The following is an 18,270-nucleotide window of genomic DNA, read 5'->3' as shown; positions in this document are numbered from 1 at the left end:
CCTCCTTACTCAGATGGGATAATTATTTCTAAAGTAATGATATCTTCCTCCAAATTCAATTCTTTTGCTCGAACACGGACTCCTGAAGACATCGGTATGCTGGCTAATTGGATAAGAACTTCCTCTTCTTCCGGTTTTACGATCATCCATTGTGGCAACTGAATTGAATCTTTTAATACTTTTAGCACTGTTTCCGGAGGAAGCTGTAATTGCCCTATTTCTACAGAAGATTGCTCTAAACGAATATTCCCATTTTCCTCAACATAAGGTTCAAAGAATAATTTTACAGGAAGAACAGTTGAGAAAATTGTTAACTCTGAGGATAGTATCACTTGATCTTCTATAGTCAAATTCACCGGAAGCGGTTTTCCCTCCATAGCTTTCTTCATAAAAGTATTAGCAAGTCCTTCAAAATCCTCTTTTGTCGCGTTAACTGTAAGGACATTTCCTGTAACATTTGGAGTTTCTAATAGGACATCTGAGGATTCAGATGGAGTAGAAATCCAATAAAAAAGTCCGATTATTGACCCTACTATTAATAGTATTAATAAAAAAAATGCAATCTTCCATTTGTTCATCTCTCTCAACTCCCTAAAACAACAATTCCCTATTTTGCTCATCAATAAAACCACAATTATTTAAGGAGCTTATGATAGAATCTTTCATTAATTGATATCCCTTACTATTCGGATGAAAAAAGTCTGTATGATACACTAAATTGGCATTTGTATCAAAATGCTTGCCAATAGGTATGTAACATGCATTTTTGTCCTCTTTTGCTATCATTTCGATTGTACTATTCCATTCCTCAATGATTGTTTCAAATTCATTCTCTTCGTTCGATACGACGGTTAGAGGGTTATAAATTCCTATCAAAAGTATTTTACCATTACTATTAATCTCTCGAATCTTCTTCATGATTTTCACATAATTATTCTCGAATGCATTTAGTCCCTTTTGGAATGGCTCAACTTTTAAATTAAATAATTCTTTTTTAACGATTTTCATCAAATCGTTTCCACCAATCGTAATAGTTATTATATCAGCGTTTCTAATAGCATAATCAAAGTCACCGTTATTCATAAGTTTTAATAATTGGTCGCTTCTTCTACCTCTTAATGCAGTATTGGTTAAAATAACATCTTCTATTCCTTTATATTGTAATAGTTCTGTCTTTAATCTTCCAATATATCCATCTCTTTTTAATTCATCTCCAACACCTTTTGTTAGAGAATCTCCCATTCCTACTAATTGTATAGTTCTAGGAAAAAAAGTATAAGGAATTACATACTCCTCGAATGAAATCGCTTCTTTTTTGGTAAAATCTGTAGCAAATTGCTCCTTATTTGTACAACCGGTTAAAAATATAATAATACAGAATAAATATAGGACGTACTTCATTCCTATCCCCTTTCGATAAAATAAAAGCAGGGACAAATCCCTGCTTTTCCTAAGTAAGTTAATCAGTCATATACATAAAACCAATAGCCCCTGGACCTGTATGTGTACTTATTACAGGGGAAGTAAATGATACTTGAATATTCTTAAAACCAGTTTCCTCTATTAGTTTCATTAAAGGTGTTGCCATGGAAAATCCATTTGCATGCGAAATCCCAACAGCTTTTACTATTTTTCCTTTTGTATCTTCTGTAAATTGTTTAAACAAATGACTTACTACTTGTTTATGACTTCTTACTTTTGCAATTGGTGTATATACACCATCTGTTAAATTAGCAATCGGTTTTATAGAAAGTAGTGACCCAATTATTGCAGTGCCCTTACCAATGCGACCACCTTTTACTAAGTTATCTAATGTATCAACAACTACATATAAATTTGTGTTTGACCGTATTTTTTCAATTCTATTTAAAATAACTTCTAAACTTTCACCATTTTTAGCCATTTTAGCAGCCTCTTCAACTTGAAAAGATAAAGCAAAGGAGATAAATTTAGAATCAAAAACTGTTACATCAGAATCAGTCATTTCAGCAGCAGCTTGTGCGGATTTAACTGTTCCACTCATTCCACCTGTCATATGTATAGATAATATTTGATCTCCATTTTCTCCTAACCTATCATACAGCTCTTTAAAAACACCTACTGCAGGTTGAGAAGACTTTGGTAAATCCTTTGATGATGCCATTTTTTCTAAAAACTCTTCTGGATTTATATCTACACCATCGGTATATGATTCACCATCAATTTGTATCGTTAGTGGTACTACATGAATATTGAAGGCTTCAATCAGCTCTTTTGATAAATCAGCTGTTGAATCCGTTACAATATGAATTTTAGACACATGATCCCTTCCTTCCTATATATCTTTATTATAAGAAGAAGTGAAGCGTTATGTAAACTATTTGCTATTTAAATTCATTTCAAAGTAACGGTTACTAATAATAGAATAAACCTCTTCTAAGACAATTTTAGAATCATTCATTTGAATACTTTATACACTATATGATGGCAGTATCGAAATTTGAACTTTTGTCGCAGGAATTTTGTTGTTATTTTTCTCCATAATATTTGATGTACCTTGTATAACAATAGGTACAATAGGTATTCCTGCATCCTTAGCGATTCGAACAAATCCTGATTTAAATTCTCCGAGTCCATTACCTTTGTTTCTCGTCCCTTCTGGAAACATTAAAATAGAATGGCCAGTTCTAAGTTGCTTCACAGTTTCATTTATAGACTCATAAGCGCTTCTTCTGTCAGTTCGGTCCAAAAAAATGCAGTTCATCTCAGTCATCCACTTTGCTATTAATGGAATTTTCTTCACTTCTATTTTGGATATAAATCCAAAAGGTTTAGGTATATAAGTAAATAATGCTGGGATATCAAAATTTCCTTCATGATTGCTTATAAAAAGTACTGGTCCTGTTGGAATATTTTCTAGACCAGTAACTTCGAATGTACTTTTTGTTCTTTTTAATATTCCAGAAGCCCATCTTTTTGGTGTTTGTTGCACAAGTTCATCATACTTTTCGATACAATTCGTTTTTTTGAGCTTTTACTTGATGAAGTATCGGCATACTTGCAGGTAAGTAAGCAAATAAAAACCCAAATGTTCTTAAAGAGGTATACAACTTAGTCATTTACCTTTCTTTCGTAAACCAAATAGGCAAATGTAATGCCTTCGGGCGTTTGAAAATCTTCCGAAGTATCAACAAGGTCCCATTCATCAGAACTATATGTCGGAAAAAAAGTGTCCCCTTCAAAAACATTTTGTATAAATGTTATATAGAGTCGATCCGCTTTTGACAATACTGATCTAAATATTTGTTCTCCACCAATTATCATAACTTCCTCGTGGAAATCCTTCGCAATATTAATCGCTTCTTCGATCGTACTTACTACATCTGCACCTTCTACCTTATAAGAGGGATTTCTTGTAATCACAATATTTTTTCTTCCAGGAAGAACTCTTCCTATCGATTCAAAAGTTTTTCTACCCATTACCATTGCCTTGCCCATCGTTTTATTTTTAAAATAAGCTAAATCTCCCGGAATATGCCAAGGCATCTCGTTGTTTAAACCGATTACTCTATTTGGATCATGTGCTACGATTAATGAAATCATCATTTTATCTCCTTTACTTCCTTACACCGCAATAGGTGCTTTAATACGAGGATGTGGATCATATCCATCTAAAGAAATATCCTCTACTTCAAAGTCAAAAATAGAATTTTTATCGTCAGAAAGTAAGAGTGTAGGTAACTTTTTTGGCTCCCGTTGTAGCTGCGTTTCGACTTGATCAATATGATTTAAATATAAATGAGCATCTCCAAGTGTATGAACGAATTCTCCAACTTTCAATTGACATTCTTTTGCTATTAAATGTGTTAATAATGCGTACGAAGCTATATTAAAAGGAACACCTAAAAATACATCTGCACTTCGTTGATACAGTTGACAGGATAGCTTCCCATTTGCCACGTAGAACTGCATGAAAGAATGACATGGTGGTAGTGCCATATCATCTACTTCTGCAGGGTTCCATGCTGTAATAATATGTCTTCTGGAATCTGGATTGTTTTTTAACTGATTAATAAGATTTTGAACTTGATCTATCGTTTGTCCATCATTACCTGGCCACGATCTCCATTGTTTTCCGTAAACTGGACCTAAATCACCAAATTCATTTGCGAATTGATCATCAGAAAGTATTTTAGAACGGAAAATCTCCATTTGTTGTTCTACAATTGTCTTAAATGTATGGTCATTCTCTGCTCTTACACCAAAGTTGGTCATATCTGGCCCTTGGTAGTTTGGACTATTTACCCATTTTTCAAAAGCCCATTCATCCCAGATATGATTATTTTCCTTCATTAATGTTTTCACATTTGTGTCCCCTTTAAGGAACCATAATAATTCACTCACAACTAATCGAAATGCTGTCTTTTTCGTTGTTACAAGTGGAAAACCGTTCTCTAAATTAAAGCGCATCTGATAACCAAAGACACTTTTCGTGCCAATACCGGTTCGATCTTCCTTTATAACTCCATTATCTTTAATATATTTGCATAAGTTTAAGTACTGTTCCATTGGAATTCCCCTTTTTTTTAATTTCTATTCATTCTAAGTTTCCTATTATAACAAAAAAGCTCTCATTTATGAGAGCCACTTAGGAGGTGTATTTTTGGACCAATAAATTTCTCCTAATGCATAATGCTTTGAATACTTGTCTTCTGCAAGATGATAATGAAAATTAAAATAATACCCATCTTGTGGTTTTTTGTCTGTTCTCACATGAAATCGGATTAAATCTTTTCTTGTTTCATTATTATAAATGTTAAATATTTTCTCGTGATATTCCCCTGATGGCTGCTCGGTTATAGCCAAATTTATGACTTTATCTTGAGCCATTTTAGCAACCGTTGTATCAATCACTTCCTGTATACGTGGGAAGATGATTTCATTAAATTCATTTTGGATTACAGGACCTATACGCTCGCCAAACTTTATGTATGATTGTTCTCTTGCTGCTGTGGAAATAGAATCCGTTAATGCCAGACCCTCATCAATTTCTACCTGTTCATAACCGATGTTCTCTACATTTGAATGAAAAGACTTTTCTGGATTTTTGTTGTCTAATAAATGCTCCCAAATAAGATGATCCGGAGAGATTAGACCGAATGTTAGCAATGCTACCGTAATAATAATTGATTTTTTAATCCATTTCTTCAACAAATATCACCTTCAATTTTGACCATTTTTTAAAGAACAATTATGATTATAAACGTTTTGGAGAACAAAAGGTTTATAAATCCTCTCTTTCATTGTACAATAAATGTTGTAAACATACAGTACGTTTTTTGAATAAGGAGGAGAATTTATTATGAGTACAAGCTTAGTAATTGGAATTGGATTTTTATTTTTATTAGGATATTTAACTTCTCTAAACTTTACTGACTAAGTTCAAACGTTCTCGGTTTGTTTTGGACAGACTTTTCCGCGTGTTTTTTATAAAAGAGAGTCGTGACGATAGTCACAACTCTCTTTTTTTCGATACATATATGGCTACCACGTATTCAGACAACAACTAAAAAGAAACGCTTTACGAAGCGTTTCTTTATATTTCAATGATGCCATAATGAAATTTAGAGGTCTGTCGGGTAAGTCTATGAAATCCAAATCTTTCAAATAAATCCGAACGGAAATGAGCTTTTACAACTACTCTTTTCTTTGCAACTCTTTTGGCTTCTTCCACCCACTCCAGTGTTAATAAGTGATGTTGCCCAATTGCTCGGAGTGGTTGAAAGTTTGAGGACTCCTCAATTAACTCTTCAAACATCGGGTCCATATATACTACATCATATGAGTTGCTTTCTGTTGCTTTTAATGCTTCCACAGCATTCACATGTGCTAATTTCACATTTCTCATACATGTTTTTAACTCAACAAAATCAGTCTCATAATTTTTTAAACCAACTGACACAATATAGGCAATGATTTCATTTACTTCACATGCATAAACAGTACCCATATCCCCAGTTGCATAAGCAGCAATTATGCTATCCGAGCATAATCCAGCAGTTGCGTCGAAAAAACTATTCCCTCTTTTCAGATTTGTTGCTTCTAAAAAGGAATCAGATTCACCTTTTAGAAGCCTTTTCAACCGAAATGCAGCGGAATTTGGATGAAAGAAAAAAGGAATATTTGAGCCATTAGCGTAGAACTCTAGTCTTTCCTTGCTAACTACTAATAAATCCGAGTCATATTGTTCATGCATAGCTCTTACAGATTTCTTACTCCGATTTACATAAGATATAGAAAGCTCAGTTGCAATAGTTTGTGCTTTTTCAATAAATGATTCATTTGTTCTTCCAGCTGTAGTTACGATTGTTTTCATGAAGAAACGATTTGGGTAAGCACACCAGACAAATGATCTTTAATAGTTTCCATCGAATTACTTTCTATTTGTTCACGTGGGATAAAGTATGCCAATTCTTTATCTTTCCATATTGCAATTGAAGGTGAGCTTGGAGGAATCTCCTCGAAATAACTTCTCATAGTCGCTGTAGCATCTTGGTCTTGTCCGGCAAATACTGTTACTAGATTATCCGGTTTTTTGTCTAACTCATTAACTGCGGCAACTACTGCTGGTCTTGCTAAACCTGCAGCACATCCACACACTGAGTTAATCATTATTAAGGACACTCCCTCAGCGTTAGCCATATGATTCTGTACATCCTCAGGGGTTACTAATTCTGTAAATCCAGCATCTGTTAACTCACTTCTCATTGGTTTTACTACTTGTTTCATATATTCATCGTACGCGTTCATCATTTCTCCTACTTTCGTTGATTCTCAATTTCCCTTTATCTTAAGGGATTTCTAATTTATATTCTACTCAAGTTTACTTGTATTTTCACTTTTTTTCACTTTTAATGTTATTTTTTTGTTAGTTTTTATTGTTATTATAATTTTTACAAACGTTATAATTGATTATAAAAAGGTTTTGATAAAATGAAAGAGTTTCCTATGTTCCATAATGTACTTTCTACGAAAGGCATATTTGTTGATAGGTCAATATCAATATAACCAGATACCCATTTCATACTAAAATTGTCAGAACCAGCATTTACCCCTATTATCATGATTCGAGTACTGTCAACAGTTGGCGCAGTACCGATTAGCGTGTTCTGTGTGTACATATTTGTTCCACCTGTAGTGCCTAACATAAGACTAAGCGTATAAGCAGTATATGTCGCATTTTCCACTTTTCTACCAATATCCTTCAATATAATGCGTATCTTCTTATATCCAGCTAGCTACATTCTGTGCTTCGGAATAAGAGAAAGCAGTAGTCCCATCAATTTTGGAAATCTTCACATATTCTCATCCACCACCACCGGGTTTCAAATTAACTTCATTAATCGCACTAACTATAGAAGTCTTATTTTCCGTTGATAATGTAGAAATATCTCCAAGCTGTGAAGTCAACGCCTTTTTATCTAAAGCCATTTGTAGACCGGGAATTAATTAATTTCTGATTCTATGTTATAAAAAACAGCTAAAAAAACCACCATATTAAATGGTGGCCAGATTTATCAACTATTTTAATCGTATTGATGTTGCTGAGAAAACTTATACAGGAATTCCCAATATTCATCAGCAAAACCACTTTCAGCCCATAGTTCCCCATAAGCTTCTGTATGTGCTCTAAGTGTAGCATCTTTAGTCCAGAAAAGTGCTTCATACCAAGGTATTTTCTTACTCATTCTTTGAGTGATTTGATAATGATAGTTATACTTTGGTATAAAAATCGATAGCATTTTTCCTTCTGTTGTGTCCAGTTTTCCTGCAAAACGTTTTTCGAAAATATGATGTCTTTCCCAACCGTTCCCCATATAATTACTAGGTGCAGATATATTTTGAAGTGTACTATATGGTCTTACACCTTTTGCTAGAGCCGGCTTTAAAACAGATGGACTGTCTTGTATCATTCTATTAACTCCACTGACAGCAGGAATTCCTGGAAATACCATTGCTGCTCCATCAGCAACTACCCAGAAACCACTCCAGAAACTTGGGTTTTGATTATACTCATACAATGAAAGTGAGAAGCTTCCAATATCAAAAATAGTATCAACAGCCATAGGTGAAATTTCACTTTCAACTGGTACTTGTTCAACAAAAATATAGTATTTATCTGTTTGTGTTATTACCCCGTTACTATCCGAGTACTTAAATGTTACTATGTGAGTTGGTAGAAAATCTTGATTGAATTGTCCAAAATAAGACAAGTCTTTTTTGCTTATTTTATTCAGATTAAAAGATGCGTTTGAATCTTCACTTGTTTCAACCAAATTAGTAAGATAATCGTTAAGAGAAAGTTCAGTTATAGTGATTCCTGTTTTAACCTCTGAAGACATGGAATCAATTACAGATACAGATATTGAGTTTTTGAGGTTTGTAGTTTCATTTTTCTTAGCTGAAATAGACAATGGAGTTGATACAATCAAAAGAATAGCTAGAACGAAAATAAAATATTTTTTTAGTGTCATGTTAGCCTCCTGTTTAATCTCTGATCGTCATCAAAGTTAATTTGAAAATGAGCTCGTCTCCAATACAAAAATAACATTTATTAACTATTTTGTAAATAACGAATTTTCATAATATTACATTTTATGCTATAATAGGTCATAAAGGGGGATTCAAAATGCGAGTAGGGTATAGTATTTTAAGAGAAATTAGTCGAAAAAATTATATTCCATGTGGAAAAGACTATGGGTTAACAACTAGAGAATTTGAAAATTTTATATTTTTTTTGGAAAAGCAAGGGTTATTAGAAAGAGTTTTAAGAGTGAATGACGAATTTTCTATTAAAGCTGCTCGCTTAACCAAAAAAGGAAATGAGTTATTAGAAGAATTAAAACAATATGAAGAAACATATCCAGATGATAGACATAATCTAATAAAGTGGGTGCAAATAGAAAAAGATCAATATTCTAATGGAGCAATACAAGAATAATTCAGTTCACAACTCTATTTTATTAGTTGAATGGAAACCATAAAAATAAAATATCATAGATTTAGTGGCACATGATGGGTTATTTCTCATTATTTGGCACCTAGGCATTAAATATGATTCATCTATAAAGCAGGGTCCTCTGTTTAGTTTATGTTTTGTAATGTTACAAAACCACTCCTTCCATTAGGAGTGGTTTTGTTTTAAACTAAACAGGAACAAACGTTCCAAATAGAACTGGGTTTATGGACCATTCAGAAGACTTTTCATGTAGAGTGAGGGTTTGTCATAAGAGATTGCATCAGTATTTGATTAGCTATATGCAATACATTTATTAAGGATGTGAGATAAGTAGAGATACTTCTGATAACTCTTTAATACAATAAATCACATTCAATTGTTATCAACTGCTGTAAAAGACCGGCATTCTGAATTATCCATGGTAGCTTGAATGTAAGGAGTGATTTTATGTATTTTGAAGAGCTAGTAAAAGGAAAAAAGTGGCTATGGGTTGCGGATGGTCCAAAGAATCCGATTACAGGTAAACGCAGACAAATTTCTCGAAGAGGAAAAAGCAAAGCAGAAGCTAAAAGTCGAGTAGAAGCTGCCATAGAAGAAGCAAAACAACAATTTTCATTCGATCCTGATATTAAAGTAGTGGACTTTTCTATAATATGGTTTGAAAATTATTTATTGAGAGGAAACAAACCAAATACAAATGACTATCGTGAATTTTGTTTATCCTTAATAAATAAACACATTGGACAATTGCCTGTTAAGTTGGTCACATCAGTTAAGTATCAAGCTATATTAAAAATTATGCAGCTGGTATGTTGTTTCGATATGTAAAGGAAGTTAAATTAATCAAAGACAATCCTACTGATTCTGCATTTATACCAAAAAATAAACTAGAAATTGAGGACATTGATGGAAGTAATGTGTCCAAGTTATATCTTGAACCGGATGAATTAGAAGAGTTTTTAGAGTATGTAAATAAGTATCGAAATATTATAATCTCCCCTATTCTTCATCTGATTGCATTTACAGGTATGCGACCCGGAGAAGCTATTTCTCTATTAGAATCTGATATTGATTTTGAAAATTGTTTAATCAGCATTACGAAAACGACTTAGCCTTCTAAAAAAAGTAAAAAAGGAACATTCGCATTAGTCCCGCCTAAAACTAAGAATGGAAAGCGTGTGGTAGATGTTGATCCTATTATTATGGGTATGATAAAAGAAATGCTTGAAAAGAAAAAAGCATTAAATTACCCTGAAAGCAAATTTGTTTTCAGTACTGAAGATGGCCATCCTCCAACAGTAAAATATCTACGGCAAACTGTTTACAGAATCGGACAGAAAACATCCATTACAAAGAGCCTCCATACTTATATGCTACGGCATACTCATATTAGTTTACTTGCAGAAGCTGGGGCTGATTTGAATTATATTATGGACAGAGTTGGTCATAAGGATTCTAGAACACCCACCGACATCTATTTACATGTCACGAAGGGAATGCGAGAAAGTGCGATGAAAAAATGCATGATAAGTTCAGTTATTTGATGGAAAAAAGATAAAAATAAAATAAATGTTAGCAGTATGTTATTTTTTCTACATTGCTAACATTTATTCGATTAAAAACGTTGATATATCAAGGGTTTAAGAAGTAGTGAAGGCATATATTCATCGTAAGCGTTCATCTATTCTCCTACTTTCGTTGATTCTCAATTTCCCTTTATCTTAAGAGATTTCTAATTTATATTCTACTCTTTTTTTCACTTATTATTTATATTTTCGTACCAAATCATTTTTAATAGAGCTAAATAAAAAAACACCGTTCAGTTTTGAACGATGTAATTTACTACCCTAGTTAATGGATAAACTTTTATTGACTATTATCTTCTTGCTGTTCTGTTGGTTCTTCACTTGGATCTGGTTCATCTTCATCTACACCGTTGCATCCAAACATTAAACCTGTTGATAAAATAACAGTCATAATTGAAAGCACATATTTTTTATAATTCATTCTAAACCCTCCATACTTTATTTACTCTTGTTAATGTTCTCTTAAAACTGAAAAATATGCATAATACATTTAAAAATTTCGAAATGTTTATGATTCGTCATTTCTTTCTTAAGGGAACTAATAACCCTATACCAAATAAAGTATAAAAATAAATACAAAGAAAAAAATGATAGCAAAATAACTTCGTGATTTGCTATCATTTTTTAAGTTGGTTCAAAGATTATTTAGAGAGTTCCTTATATGCTAATACTTTTAATGCTAACATTTCTTCTTCTGTTAAAGTACTTTCAAGTTTATTAAAAATCTCCTGTTTTTCCTCTGCTGACATACCATCTTGTGCTTTTGCTTGAATATCTTGAATATCACTGATTTTAAACTTTTTGGCTAATACTCTAGTTGCTTCTTCTTTTGTTTGGAATGGAAGTTTGCTACTATCTACATTTTCACCTTCCTCAATAAACGCCTGTAACTGAGGATCATTGCTGATTTCTTGTTTAATATTCTCGAGCTGACCACTATTTTCTAATTCTACTGCTACCTTATCCATTACTTGATCGGCAACTAGTTTAGGAGCAAAATAGTAAGCAGCAATCCCTATAATTACTACAATAACGAAAATACTTAAAAAAACTTTAATTAATTTCATCTTAATCCCCCTCTACTTCAATTAAACATATTTATTTATACAAATAGACTTTTAGTTCCTCATTACTATCAATCGTTGCTAACAGTATATCATGTATAGGTACATTTAGTGTTTTCACTTTATTCTCTAACCAAGTAATATCCTTACCTGCTTGTTTTAAAAACTTGCACTCAACCTTACCATTTTTTATAACTGTTAATGGTAAACAAAAAGGATTTTTAACCATCTTCATATCAGATGGAGTTAAAGGTTGAAATTGCGGTGACATGAAAAAAGAGATTGTTCCATCGGGCTCCCATATTGCGAGAGCGACTTGGTCAATTTCTTCTATACTTACTTTTCTTGCTTCGGATAATAAGTGGTCCAATGTTATTCTTGCTTTCCTCAGTCCTTTATACTTGATTTCTCCATTTTTTATAAGAGGAAAAGGATTCGGCTCGAGCCATTTTCTGAAAGTATTTGATTTTAAACTCAAAAGTACAATAGTCAAATACAAAATAGTTAATACTGCTGTAGTAATAAGGGATCCTTCTAATCCTAATCCTTCGTCTGAAAGTGGATGTGCTAATATGTTTCCAAGTACTAAAGCAATAGTGAAATCAATTAATCTTAACTGAGAGATAGATCTTCTTCCCATAACTTTAGTTGCTAGTAACAAGAAACCGAATGAAACAATTGCTCGCAATATCCACTGGATTGCTGTCAGAGACTCTTGTCCATAAAAAAAATCCATTTTTACTCCCCACTTCATATCCAACGACTTAATTTATTTTAGAACTTTATTGTTTTTTGCTTTATATTCTGAAACTTTATAATCTAAAAATGCACCACTAAGACCTAAAGGGAGTCCTCCAGCTGTTATAGAAAGAACAATAATGAATAAATTTAAGCTCTCTACTTTATTGCTTAACAATAAGAAAATAAATAAACTTCCAAGAATAGTGAACAATACGGAGAAATGATAGGTGATATGAAGTTCATCTTTAACTAATTGTTCTTCTTTTTCATTTTGCTCATTCATATACTCCCTCTTCTCCGTCTAAGTCTTTTTATTATTAGCTTATTTTCAATTATTTACTCATTTTTTTCCTAAATTGTAAAAACACCTTCAAATGTTTGAAGGTGTTTCATTTTAAGCATATTTGTAATCCGACCAAGCTACTTGATTTAAAAATTCGTAGACATCCTCGCATACTTTATCTTTTTCTTTTCCTACAGTAATAATATGTCCAGACTCTTTATACCAAATTATATTTTTTTCATTTGCCTCCACGTGTTCATGGATAAACGTTGCACTTTCTTTATAAATTTGATCATCTAATGCTCCTTGAAGAACAAGTGTTGGCGAAGTGATGGAGTTCAATTGCTCACATGTAATTTCTGTTAACTCCATAATTCCATTTAAAGAGTCGATCGGTCTATTTTTTAATTCCTCTAATTCTTCTATAATTTCATCTCTTGATTTGCCCTCAAAAGACTTATATATCTTCGCATAGTTATATAATCTTTCAAACAAACCATTTGAACTGTTTCTCTTTATAGGTGCGCACATAGAAACAACTGCTTTTACTGGAAATTCCTCCGCAACTTTTAATGAAAATACACCACCTAACGAAATACCTGCTACTGCTATTTCATCATATCCTTTATTTTTTAAATGATGATAACCTTCAACAGCGTCTTTCCACCAGTCTAATGGACTAGTTTGTAATAATTCTTCAGGTGTTACCCCGTGCCCGCTATACATTGGAGCATGGCAAGTATATCCCCTTTTTTGCAGATATTCCCCTAATCTTTTTACATCTTTTGTGCTACCAGTAAAACCGTGAAGCAATAATACAGCTCTCTTTCCTCCTTCAAACGTTAAAGATTTGGGTGCGATTACTTTCATTGGAATTTCCCCTTTATCAAATTAAAGTGTTAAATTATTAAGATAATACTATCATTGACAACCAATAAATTATAATTTATTATTTGTATTAAAATGATGCATAAAATGCATTAATCGATGGAGGCGATTTTTTTTGGAATGGCAACGTTTAGAATATTTTCATACGCTGGCAAAAATACAACATATGACACATGCAGCAGAAACGTTATCTATTTCCCAACCAGCTTTGAGTCGCTCCATAGCGGGATTAGAAGAGGAAATAGGTGTACCGTTATTTGATAGACAAGGCCGGTCTATTGTATTAAATCGCTATGGTCATATGTTTCTTCTTCGGGTGGAGAGAATATTGAAGGAGATGAACGAGGGATTAGAAGAAATAAAACAATTGATTGATCCGGGGGAAGGAGAAGTGTCCCTTGGATTTTTACATACACTTGGTACAAGTTCCCTTCCAAATATTATTCGGGCATTTCACGAGCAATTCCCAAAGATTACATTTCAATTTACACAAAATCATACACATACACAATTAAAACAACTACTTACAGGAGATTTGGACCTTTGCTTACTCGCTTCGATGGTTGAAGAAAGTTCAATAGAATGGACAGAGTTATGGCGTGATGAACTTTATGTTATTGTACAAACTAATCATCCACTTGCTAATCGAGAAAGCATTACGCTAAAAGAAATAGCAGATGAATCATTTATTTCTATGAAAAAAGGGTATGCTCTTCGAAAAACAACAGATGAGATTTTTCAAGAAGCAGGTGTTACTCCAAATATTTCTTTTGAAGGGGATGAAGTAGCTACTATTGCTGGCTTCGTTGCCGCAGGGCTAGGTTTTTCTATACTTCCTGATGGTGGAGAAATAAATTCAAATAAAATAGCTAAACTACGTGTAAAGGGAGTTACATGCGAGAGGATTATTGGAATGGCGGTAGTAAAAAATCGTTATTTATCTCCTGCTGCCAAACAATTTCAGCATTTTGTACTTAATTATTTTCTGCATCAATAAAAAAGAAGCTCTTCTCTTGAGAAGAAAGCTTCTTTTTTTCTATCGTTTTTATTATTTTCGAGCATCATTCATTTGCTTCCAAACGGAACCTTTTGCTTCTTCCCCTTCTTCAATTCGAGCAATAGCCATTCGAATTTGGAGTTTAACTTCATATTCCTTGTCATCGATTGCTTCTTTAAGTGTCTGCAGTGCATCAATAGTACCTACCTCATAGAAATACATTGCTGCTCTCCAACGAACTAGTTTATTTTTGTCGAATAGAGCAACCTTCATCGCATCTGCAAATTGGTCAAATCCTAAATCACTCATTGCATCTCCAGCAGTTCTTCTAACAGCTGCACTTTTATCCTTTAACGCTATTTCTAAATAAGGAATTACTGCCTCATCCTCAATTAATCCTAGATAAACGGTAGCAAGTCTGCGAATGGACACCTGCTCGTCTTGAATTGCTTTAGCTAATATTGGTAAATCTATTAATTCGGGATTGATCAAGTTATTAAGTAATTGGAATCTTTGTTCCCATTCGCTCGCTTCAAATTGTTCCAATGTAAATGGAACACGAATTGCAGATTTTTCATCACTAGGATGATCCTTCTCATCAATTAGTTGTTGAAGTTTACTTTGGGGAAATGTTGCTTCGAGCTCTTTAACTATTTGCTCACCTATTTCTTTTTGCTCTCCGTAACGAACACCGAAATCTACCCACTTGCGTAATAAGATATAATTTTCTTTGTCACCCTCCATCGCGGTATCCAATGCATTTATGAATCGTTCGGATAAACCATAACGTGACTCAGATTCACTGTCAAAAACTTTTACTTGAAGAGGGATGCCTTTATATTGTTGTACATGTACATATACTTCACCATAGTGGTCTATTGGCTTTTCACTAATAGTAGAATCATTTTCAGCACCGAAAACATTTTCAACAGAAGCTAAAATGGATTCCCAAGAAAACTTTGCGTTTCTTTCAAGTGCTAAGAAATCTGCAACATGGTAAACACCTTTCACACCTTCGATTTCCATAATTTTTTGGATTTCAATTGGTGCTCCATCGATATTATCTATTTTATAATTATGACTTTTGCCAAATGGTAGTTCTTTGTCGATTACTACTTTCATCGTATTCGGACTTGGTGTTGGTTCAATTGATATTATTTTCACTTTGTACCCTCCAATTATCTTTTAAGAAGAAGCAAGCTCTTCTAAATAAGACCAACGTTCGATTAATTGCTCATATTTCTCATTTTCCTTATCCAATTGCTCCGTTAACTCTTGTAGTAAAGTAAAATCTGTGCCGGCTTTTGAAAGTTTTTCTTCTATTTCAGCTATAAGCTTTTCTACCTTTTCAATATCGACACTAATAGTTTCAAATTCACGCTGTTCTTTATAGGACAGTTTTTTCTTCTCTTTAGTCGTTGTTTTTATTTCGATTTCTTCTACTCTAACTTCGTCCAATTTTGAAGGATTCATTTTTTGTTCCTCTAAGTAATCCGAATATATCCCTAACCATTCTTTGACAGTACCATCTCCATTTAATATCCACAGCTTTTTCGCAATTCTATCTAAGAAAAATCTATCATGGGAAATAGTAATTATTACGCCAGGGAAAGTTTCCATAAAGTCTTCTAAAACGGACAATGTTTGAATGTCTAAATCGTTCGTTGGTTCATCTAGTAATAACACATTAGGTTGTTCCATCAGCATTTTTAACAAAACTAGTCGTTTCTTCTCTCCACCAGATAGCTTGCCAATTTGTGTACCATGAGTATTTAAAGGGAACAAAAATCTTTCAAGCATCTGGGCAGCAGAAAATTTCTCTCCAGATCCCGTTTCGATTAAATTAGAAGACTCACGAACATATTCAATCATTCTCGTCTGCTCATTCATTTCAGGTAATTGTTGCGTAAAATGCATAAGCTTTACTGTTGAACCAACAATAATATCACCAGAATCCATTGGTATTTCACCAGCAAGCATTTTCAAAACTGTACTTTTCCCTACCCCATTTGGTCCAACAATTCCAATTCGATCTCCAGCTTGTAAAAGAAAATTAAATTCATCTACTATTTTTTTCGTTCCAAACTGTTTAGTAATAGAATTTCCTTCTAGTACTTGCTTACCTAATCTTGTCGTTGCAAGCTCCATTTCTAAATTCTGATTAGAATTGTCACGATCTATTTTTGATCCTATTTCTTCAAATCTATCTTTTCGAGCTTTTTGTTTCGTCGATCTTGCTTTTGCCCCTCTTCGAATCCATTTCAATTCGTTGCGGTATAAATTTTGTAATTTTTGTTGAGAAGATGCATTCATTTCTTCGCGAATCGCTTTAGACTCTAAATAATCAGCATAATTACCGGAATGCGTGTATAGCGTTTTATCAGCTAATTCATAAATATGTGTTGCGACAGCGTCGAGGAAATAGCGATCATGTGTAACAAATATAATGGCACCTTCTACCCGTTGAAGCATTTCCTGTAACCAGTCGGTAGACTCTTTGTCTAAATGGTTTGTTGGTTCATCTAATAGAAGTAAGTCAGCAGGTTCAATCAATACTTTTGCAAGTGCAACTCTTTTTTGCTGACCACCAGATAGATGTAAAACAGAATCTTCAAATTGGGTAATACCCAATTTCGTTAATGCTGTTTTCGCTAATGCATTTACATCCCAAGCTTGTAGGTCATCCATTTGTGATTGTAAATTCATCAATTTATCTTGTAATGCAGTTGAGTTGGAGTCTTCCATTAAAGCAACTAACGCTTCTTCATATTCACGGTTTATTTTTAATATAGGTGAATCTCCACCAAATACTGCTTGAAGGACCGTTTCCTCTTTCTCAAAGATAGGCTGCTGCTCTAAATAAGCAATTCGATATTTGTTTGGATTGTCACGCTCTATTGAATCTGCTTCTAACTGCCCCGCTATAATCGATAGAAATGTAGACTTGCCAGTACCATTTATCCCTATTAATCCTGCACGGTTCTGATTATTAATCGTAAATGCTATATTTTCAAACAGTGTTTTTTCTCCAACTGTTTTCGTTAAGTTTGAAATTATTAAATGACTCATATCGTTTCCCCAGTTTCTTTTCTTAAGTTTTGCAAAAAAGACTCCATAAAAGCATGTCTTTCTTGCGCAAGCTCTTTCCCTTTTTCCGTAAGCATTCCTTCAGCAAGTAATAATAATTTTTCATAAAAATGAGTAACAGAAGCTGTTTCTGTTGATCGATATTCTTCAACGGACATATTTGCTCTAGGTGTTTCACGAGAGTCATAAAGCTTTCTACCTTTTGCTCCGCCATAGGCAAAAGTTCGAGCAATACCCACCGCCCCTATTGCATCCAACCTATCAGCATCTCGAACAATTTTCGCTTCTATTGTTTTAGGCTCTACTTCATTTCCACCATTAAATGAAATCGAGCGAATTACTTCTTTTATATGGCTTACTTTATCATCTGGCAAATGTAGTAAATCGATAATACGATTTTCTTCGGATTTCTCATTGTCATTAGCATATTTAGGATCACTGACATCATGTAATAGTACTGCAAGCTCAACTATTTCTTGTTCTGCATGTTCACATGATTCTAAAATTTCTAATGCATTCTTTCTAACTCTTTCAATATGTTGAAAGTCGTGACTAGCATCAAAATGCTTGTACACTTCTTTGACTAATCGTTCACATTTTTCAATTGTATTCATCCTATCTAACTC

23 protein-coding genes and 1 pseudogene are annotated in these 18,270 nt (G+C 33.4%); 5 read left to right on the top strand and 19 right to left on the bottom strand.

What is annotated here, in order from left to right; translation table 11 throughout:
- Positions 1 to 5: 5 nt before the first annotated feature.
- The 11 genes from PGC35_RS06355 to PGC35_RS06305 all read right to left on the bottom strand — a co-directional run bounded on the left by PGC35_RS06355 (position 6) and on the right by PGC35_RS06305 (position 8,513).
- A complete protein-coding gene (locus PGC35_RS06355; protein ID WP_056829717.1) occupies positions 6 to 578 on the bottom strand; it encodes a YpmS family protein in 573 nt (190 codons plus the stop codon).
- Positions 579 to 591: 13 nt separating this feature from the next.
- The gene (locus PGC35_RS06350) at positions 592 to 1,401 is read right to left on the bottom strand and encodes a GDSL-type esterase/lipase family protein (protein ID WP_375218568.1); all 810 of its coding nucleotides are present in this window, start codon (positions 1,399 to 1,401) and stop codon (positions 592 to 594) included.
- 58 nt (positions 1,402 to 1,459) lie between these two features.
- On the bottom strand, positions 1,460 to 2,299 hold the full coding sequence (locus PGC35_RS06345) for a DegV family protein (protein ID WP_375218567.1): 840 nt from the start codon (positions 2,297 to 2,299) through the stop codon (positions 1,460 to 1,462).
- Between the two features lie 150 nt (positions 2,300 to 2,449).
- Positions 2,450 to 2,971: a lysophospholipid acyltransferase family protein gene (locus PGC35_RS06340; protein ID WP_375218566.1), complete on the bottom strand. Its 522-nt coding sequence runs from the start codon at positions 2,969 to 2,971 to the stop codon at positions 2,450 to 2,452.
- 119 nt (positions 2,972 to 3,090) lie between these two features.
- Complete coding sequence (locus PGC35_RS06335; protein ID WP_375218565.1) at positions 3,091 to 3,582, bottom strand: dihydrofolate reductase; 492 nt, start codon at positions 3,580 to 3,582, stop codon at positions 3,091 to 3,093.
- Between the two features lie 21 nt (positions 3,583 to 3,603).
- A complete protein-coding gene (locus tag PGC35_RS06330; protein ID WP_375218564.1) occupies positions 3,604 to 4,548 on the bottom strand; it encodes a thymidylate synthase in 945 nt (314 codons plus the stop codon).
- Between the two features lie 66 nt (positions 4,549 to 4,614).
- Positions 4,615 to 5,190, bottom strand: coding sequence for a YpjP family protein (locus PGC35_RS06325; protein ID WP_375218563.1), 576 nt, complete (start codon positions 5,188 to 5,190; stop codon positions 4,615 to 4,617).
- A 385-nt stretch (positions 5,191 to 5,575) separates the two neighbouring features.
- A complete protein-coding gene (locus PGC35_RS06320; protein WP_375218562.1) occupies positions 5,576 to 6,355 on the bottom strand; it encodes a class I SAM-dependent methyltransferase in 780 nt (259 codons plus the stop codon).
- Positions 6,352 to 6,789, bottom strand: coding sequence for a BrxA/BrxB family bacilliredoxin (locus PGC35_RS06315; protein ID WP_375218747.1), 438 nt, complete (start codon positions 6,787 to 6,789; stop codon positions 6,352 to 6,354). The genes PGC35_RS06320 and PGC35_RS06315 overlap by 4 nt, the downstream gene beginning before the upstream one ends.
- Positions 6,790 to 6,941: 152 nt before the next feature.
- Positions 6,942 to 7,247, bottom strand: coding sequence for a hypothetical protein (locus PGC35_RS06310; protein WP_375218561.1), 306 nt, complete (start codon positions 7,245 to 7,247; stop codon positions 6,942 to 6,944).
- 318 nt (positions 7,248 to 7,565) lie between these two features.
- Positions 7,566 to 8,513 (bottom strand): hypothetical protein, encoded by a 948-nt coding sequence (locus PGC35_RS06305; RefSeq protein ID WP_375218560.1) that lies wholly within the window; start codon positions 8,511 to 8,513, stop codon positions 7,566 to 7,568.
- A 155-nt stretch (positions 8,514 to 8,668) separates the two neighbouring features.
- Here PGC35_RS06305 and PGC35_RS06300 point away from each other — a divergent pair, with 155 nt between their 5' ends.
- The 4 genes and pseudogenes from PGC35_RS06300 to PGC35_RS06285 all read left to right on the top strand — a co-directional run.
- On the top strand, positions 8,669 to 8,980 hold the full coding sequence (locus PGC35_RS06300; protein WP_375218559.1) for a hypothetical protein: 312 nt from the start codon (positions 8,669 to 8,671) through the stop codon (positions 8,978 to 8,980).
- A gap of 465 nt (positions 8,981 to 9,445) precedes the next feature.
- Positions 9,446 to 9,826, top strand: coding sequence for a hypothetical protein (locus tag PGC35_RS06295; protein WP_375218558.1), 381 nt, complete (start codon positions 9,446 to 9,448; stop codon positions 9,824 to 9,826).
- A complete protein-coding gene (locus PGC35_RS06290) occupies positions 9,811 to 10,110 on the top strand; it encodes a site-specific integrase (protein ID WP_375218557.1) in 300 nt (99 codons plus the stop codon). Before PGC35_RS06295 ends, PGC35_RS06290 begins: the two co-directional genes overlap by 16 nt.
- Positions 10,111 to 10,155: 45 nt before the next feature.
- Positions 10,156 to 10,542, top strand: a pseudogene (locus PGC35_RS06285) (tyrosine-type recombinase/integrase); the annotation flags it as partial.
- Between the two features lie 322 nt (positions 10,543 to 10,864).
- On the opposite strand, the gene PGC35_RS06280 reads toward PGC35_RS06285, so the two are convergent.
- The 5 genes from PGC35_RS06280 to PGC35_RS06260 all read right to left on the bottom strand — a co-directional run bounded on the left by PGC35_RS06280 (position 10,865) and on the right by PGC35_RS06260 (position 13,542).
- On the bottom strand, positions 10,865 to 11,005 hold the full coding sequence (locus PGC35_RS06280) for a hypothetical protein (RefSeq protein ID WP_172794332.1): 141 nt from the start codon (positions 11,003 to 11,005) through the stop codon (positions 10,865 to 10,867).
- Positions 11,006 to 11,225: 220 nt separating this feature from the next.
- Entirely contained in the window at positions 11,226 to 11,651 is a 426-nt protein-coding gene (locus PGC35_RS06275; protein WP_375218556.1) for a hypothetical protein, read from the bottom strand.
- A gap of 31 nt (positions 11,652 to 11,682) precedes the next feature.
- Positions 11,683 to 12,384, bottom strand: a complete 702-nt coding sequence (locus PGC35_RS06270) for a DUF421 domain-containing protein (protein ID WP_375218555.1) — start codon at positions 12,382 to 12,384, stop codon at positions 11,683 to 11,685.
- A gap of 33 nt (positions 12,385 to 12,417) precedes the next feature.
- Positions 12,418 to 12,672, bottom strand: a complete 255-nt coding sequence (locus tag PGC35_RS06265; RefSeq protein ID WP_375218554.1) for a hypothetical protein — start codon at positions 12,670 to 12,672, stop codon at positions 12,418 to 12,420.
- A gap of 111 nt (positions 12,673 to 12,783) precedes the next feature.
- Positions 12,784 to 13,542 (bottom strand): alpha/beta hydrolase, encoded by a 759-nt coding sequence (locus tag PGC35_RS06260; protein WP_375218553.1) that lies wholly within the window; start codon positions 13,540 to 13,542, stop codon positions 12,784 to 12,786.
- 133 nt (positions 13,543 to 13,675) lie between these two features.
- On the opposite strand from PGC35_RS06260, the gene PGC35_RS06255 reads away from it, so the two are divergent.
- Entirely contained in the window at positions 13,676 to 14,557 is an 882-nt protein-coding gene (locus tag PGC35_RS06255) for a LysR family transcriptional regulator (protein ID WP_375218552.1), read from the top strand.
- A gap of 51 nt (positions 14,558 to 14,608) precedes the next feature.
- On the opposite strand, the gene PGC35_RS06250 is transcribed toward PGC35_RS06255, so the two are convergent.
- From PGC35_RS06250 to PGC35_RS06240, 3 genes are read right to left on the bottom strand one after another with little or no spacing between them, the layout of a single operon-like run.
- Entirely contained in the window at positions 14,609 to 15,721 is a 1,113-nt protein-coding gene (locus PGC35_RS06250; protein WP_375218551.1) for a conserved virulence factor C family protein, read from the bottom strand.
- A 21-nt stretch (positions 15,722 to 15,742) separates the two neighbouring features.
- The gene (locus PGC35_RS06245; RefSeq protein WP_375218550.1) at positions 15,743 to 17,626 is read right to left on the bottom strand and encodes an ABC-F family ATP-binding cassette domain-containing protein; all 1,884 of its coding nucleotides are present in this window, start codon (positions 17,624 to 17,626) and stop codon (positions 15,743 to 15,745) included.
- A complete protein-coding gene (locus PGC35_RS06240) occupies positions 17,623 to 18,258 on the bottom strand; it encodes an HD domain-containing protein (RefSeq protein ID WP_375218549.1) in 636 nt (211 codons plus the stop codon). The genes PGC35_RS06245 and PGC35_RS06240 overlap by 4 nt, the downstream gene beginning before the upstream one ends.
- Positions 18,259 to 18,270: the final 12 nt, after the last annotated feature.

The organism is Psychrobacillus sp. PGGUH221 (assembly GCF_042055255.1).
GTDB lineage: Bacteria > Bacillota > Bacilli > Bacillales_A > Planococcaceae > Psychrobacillus.
Note: the sequence above shows the minus strand (reverse complement) of the source record. Positions and strands in the feature narration are given on the sequence as shown.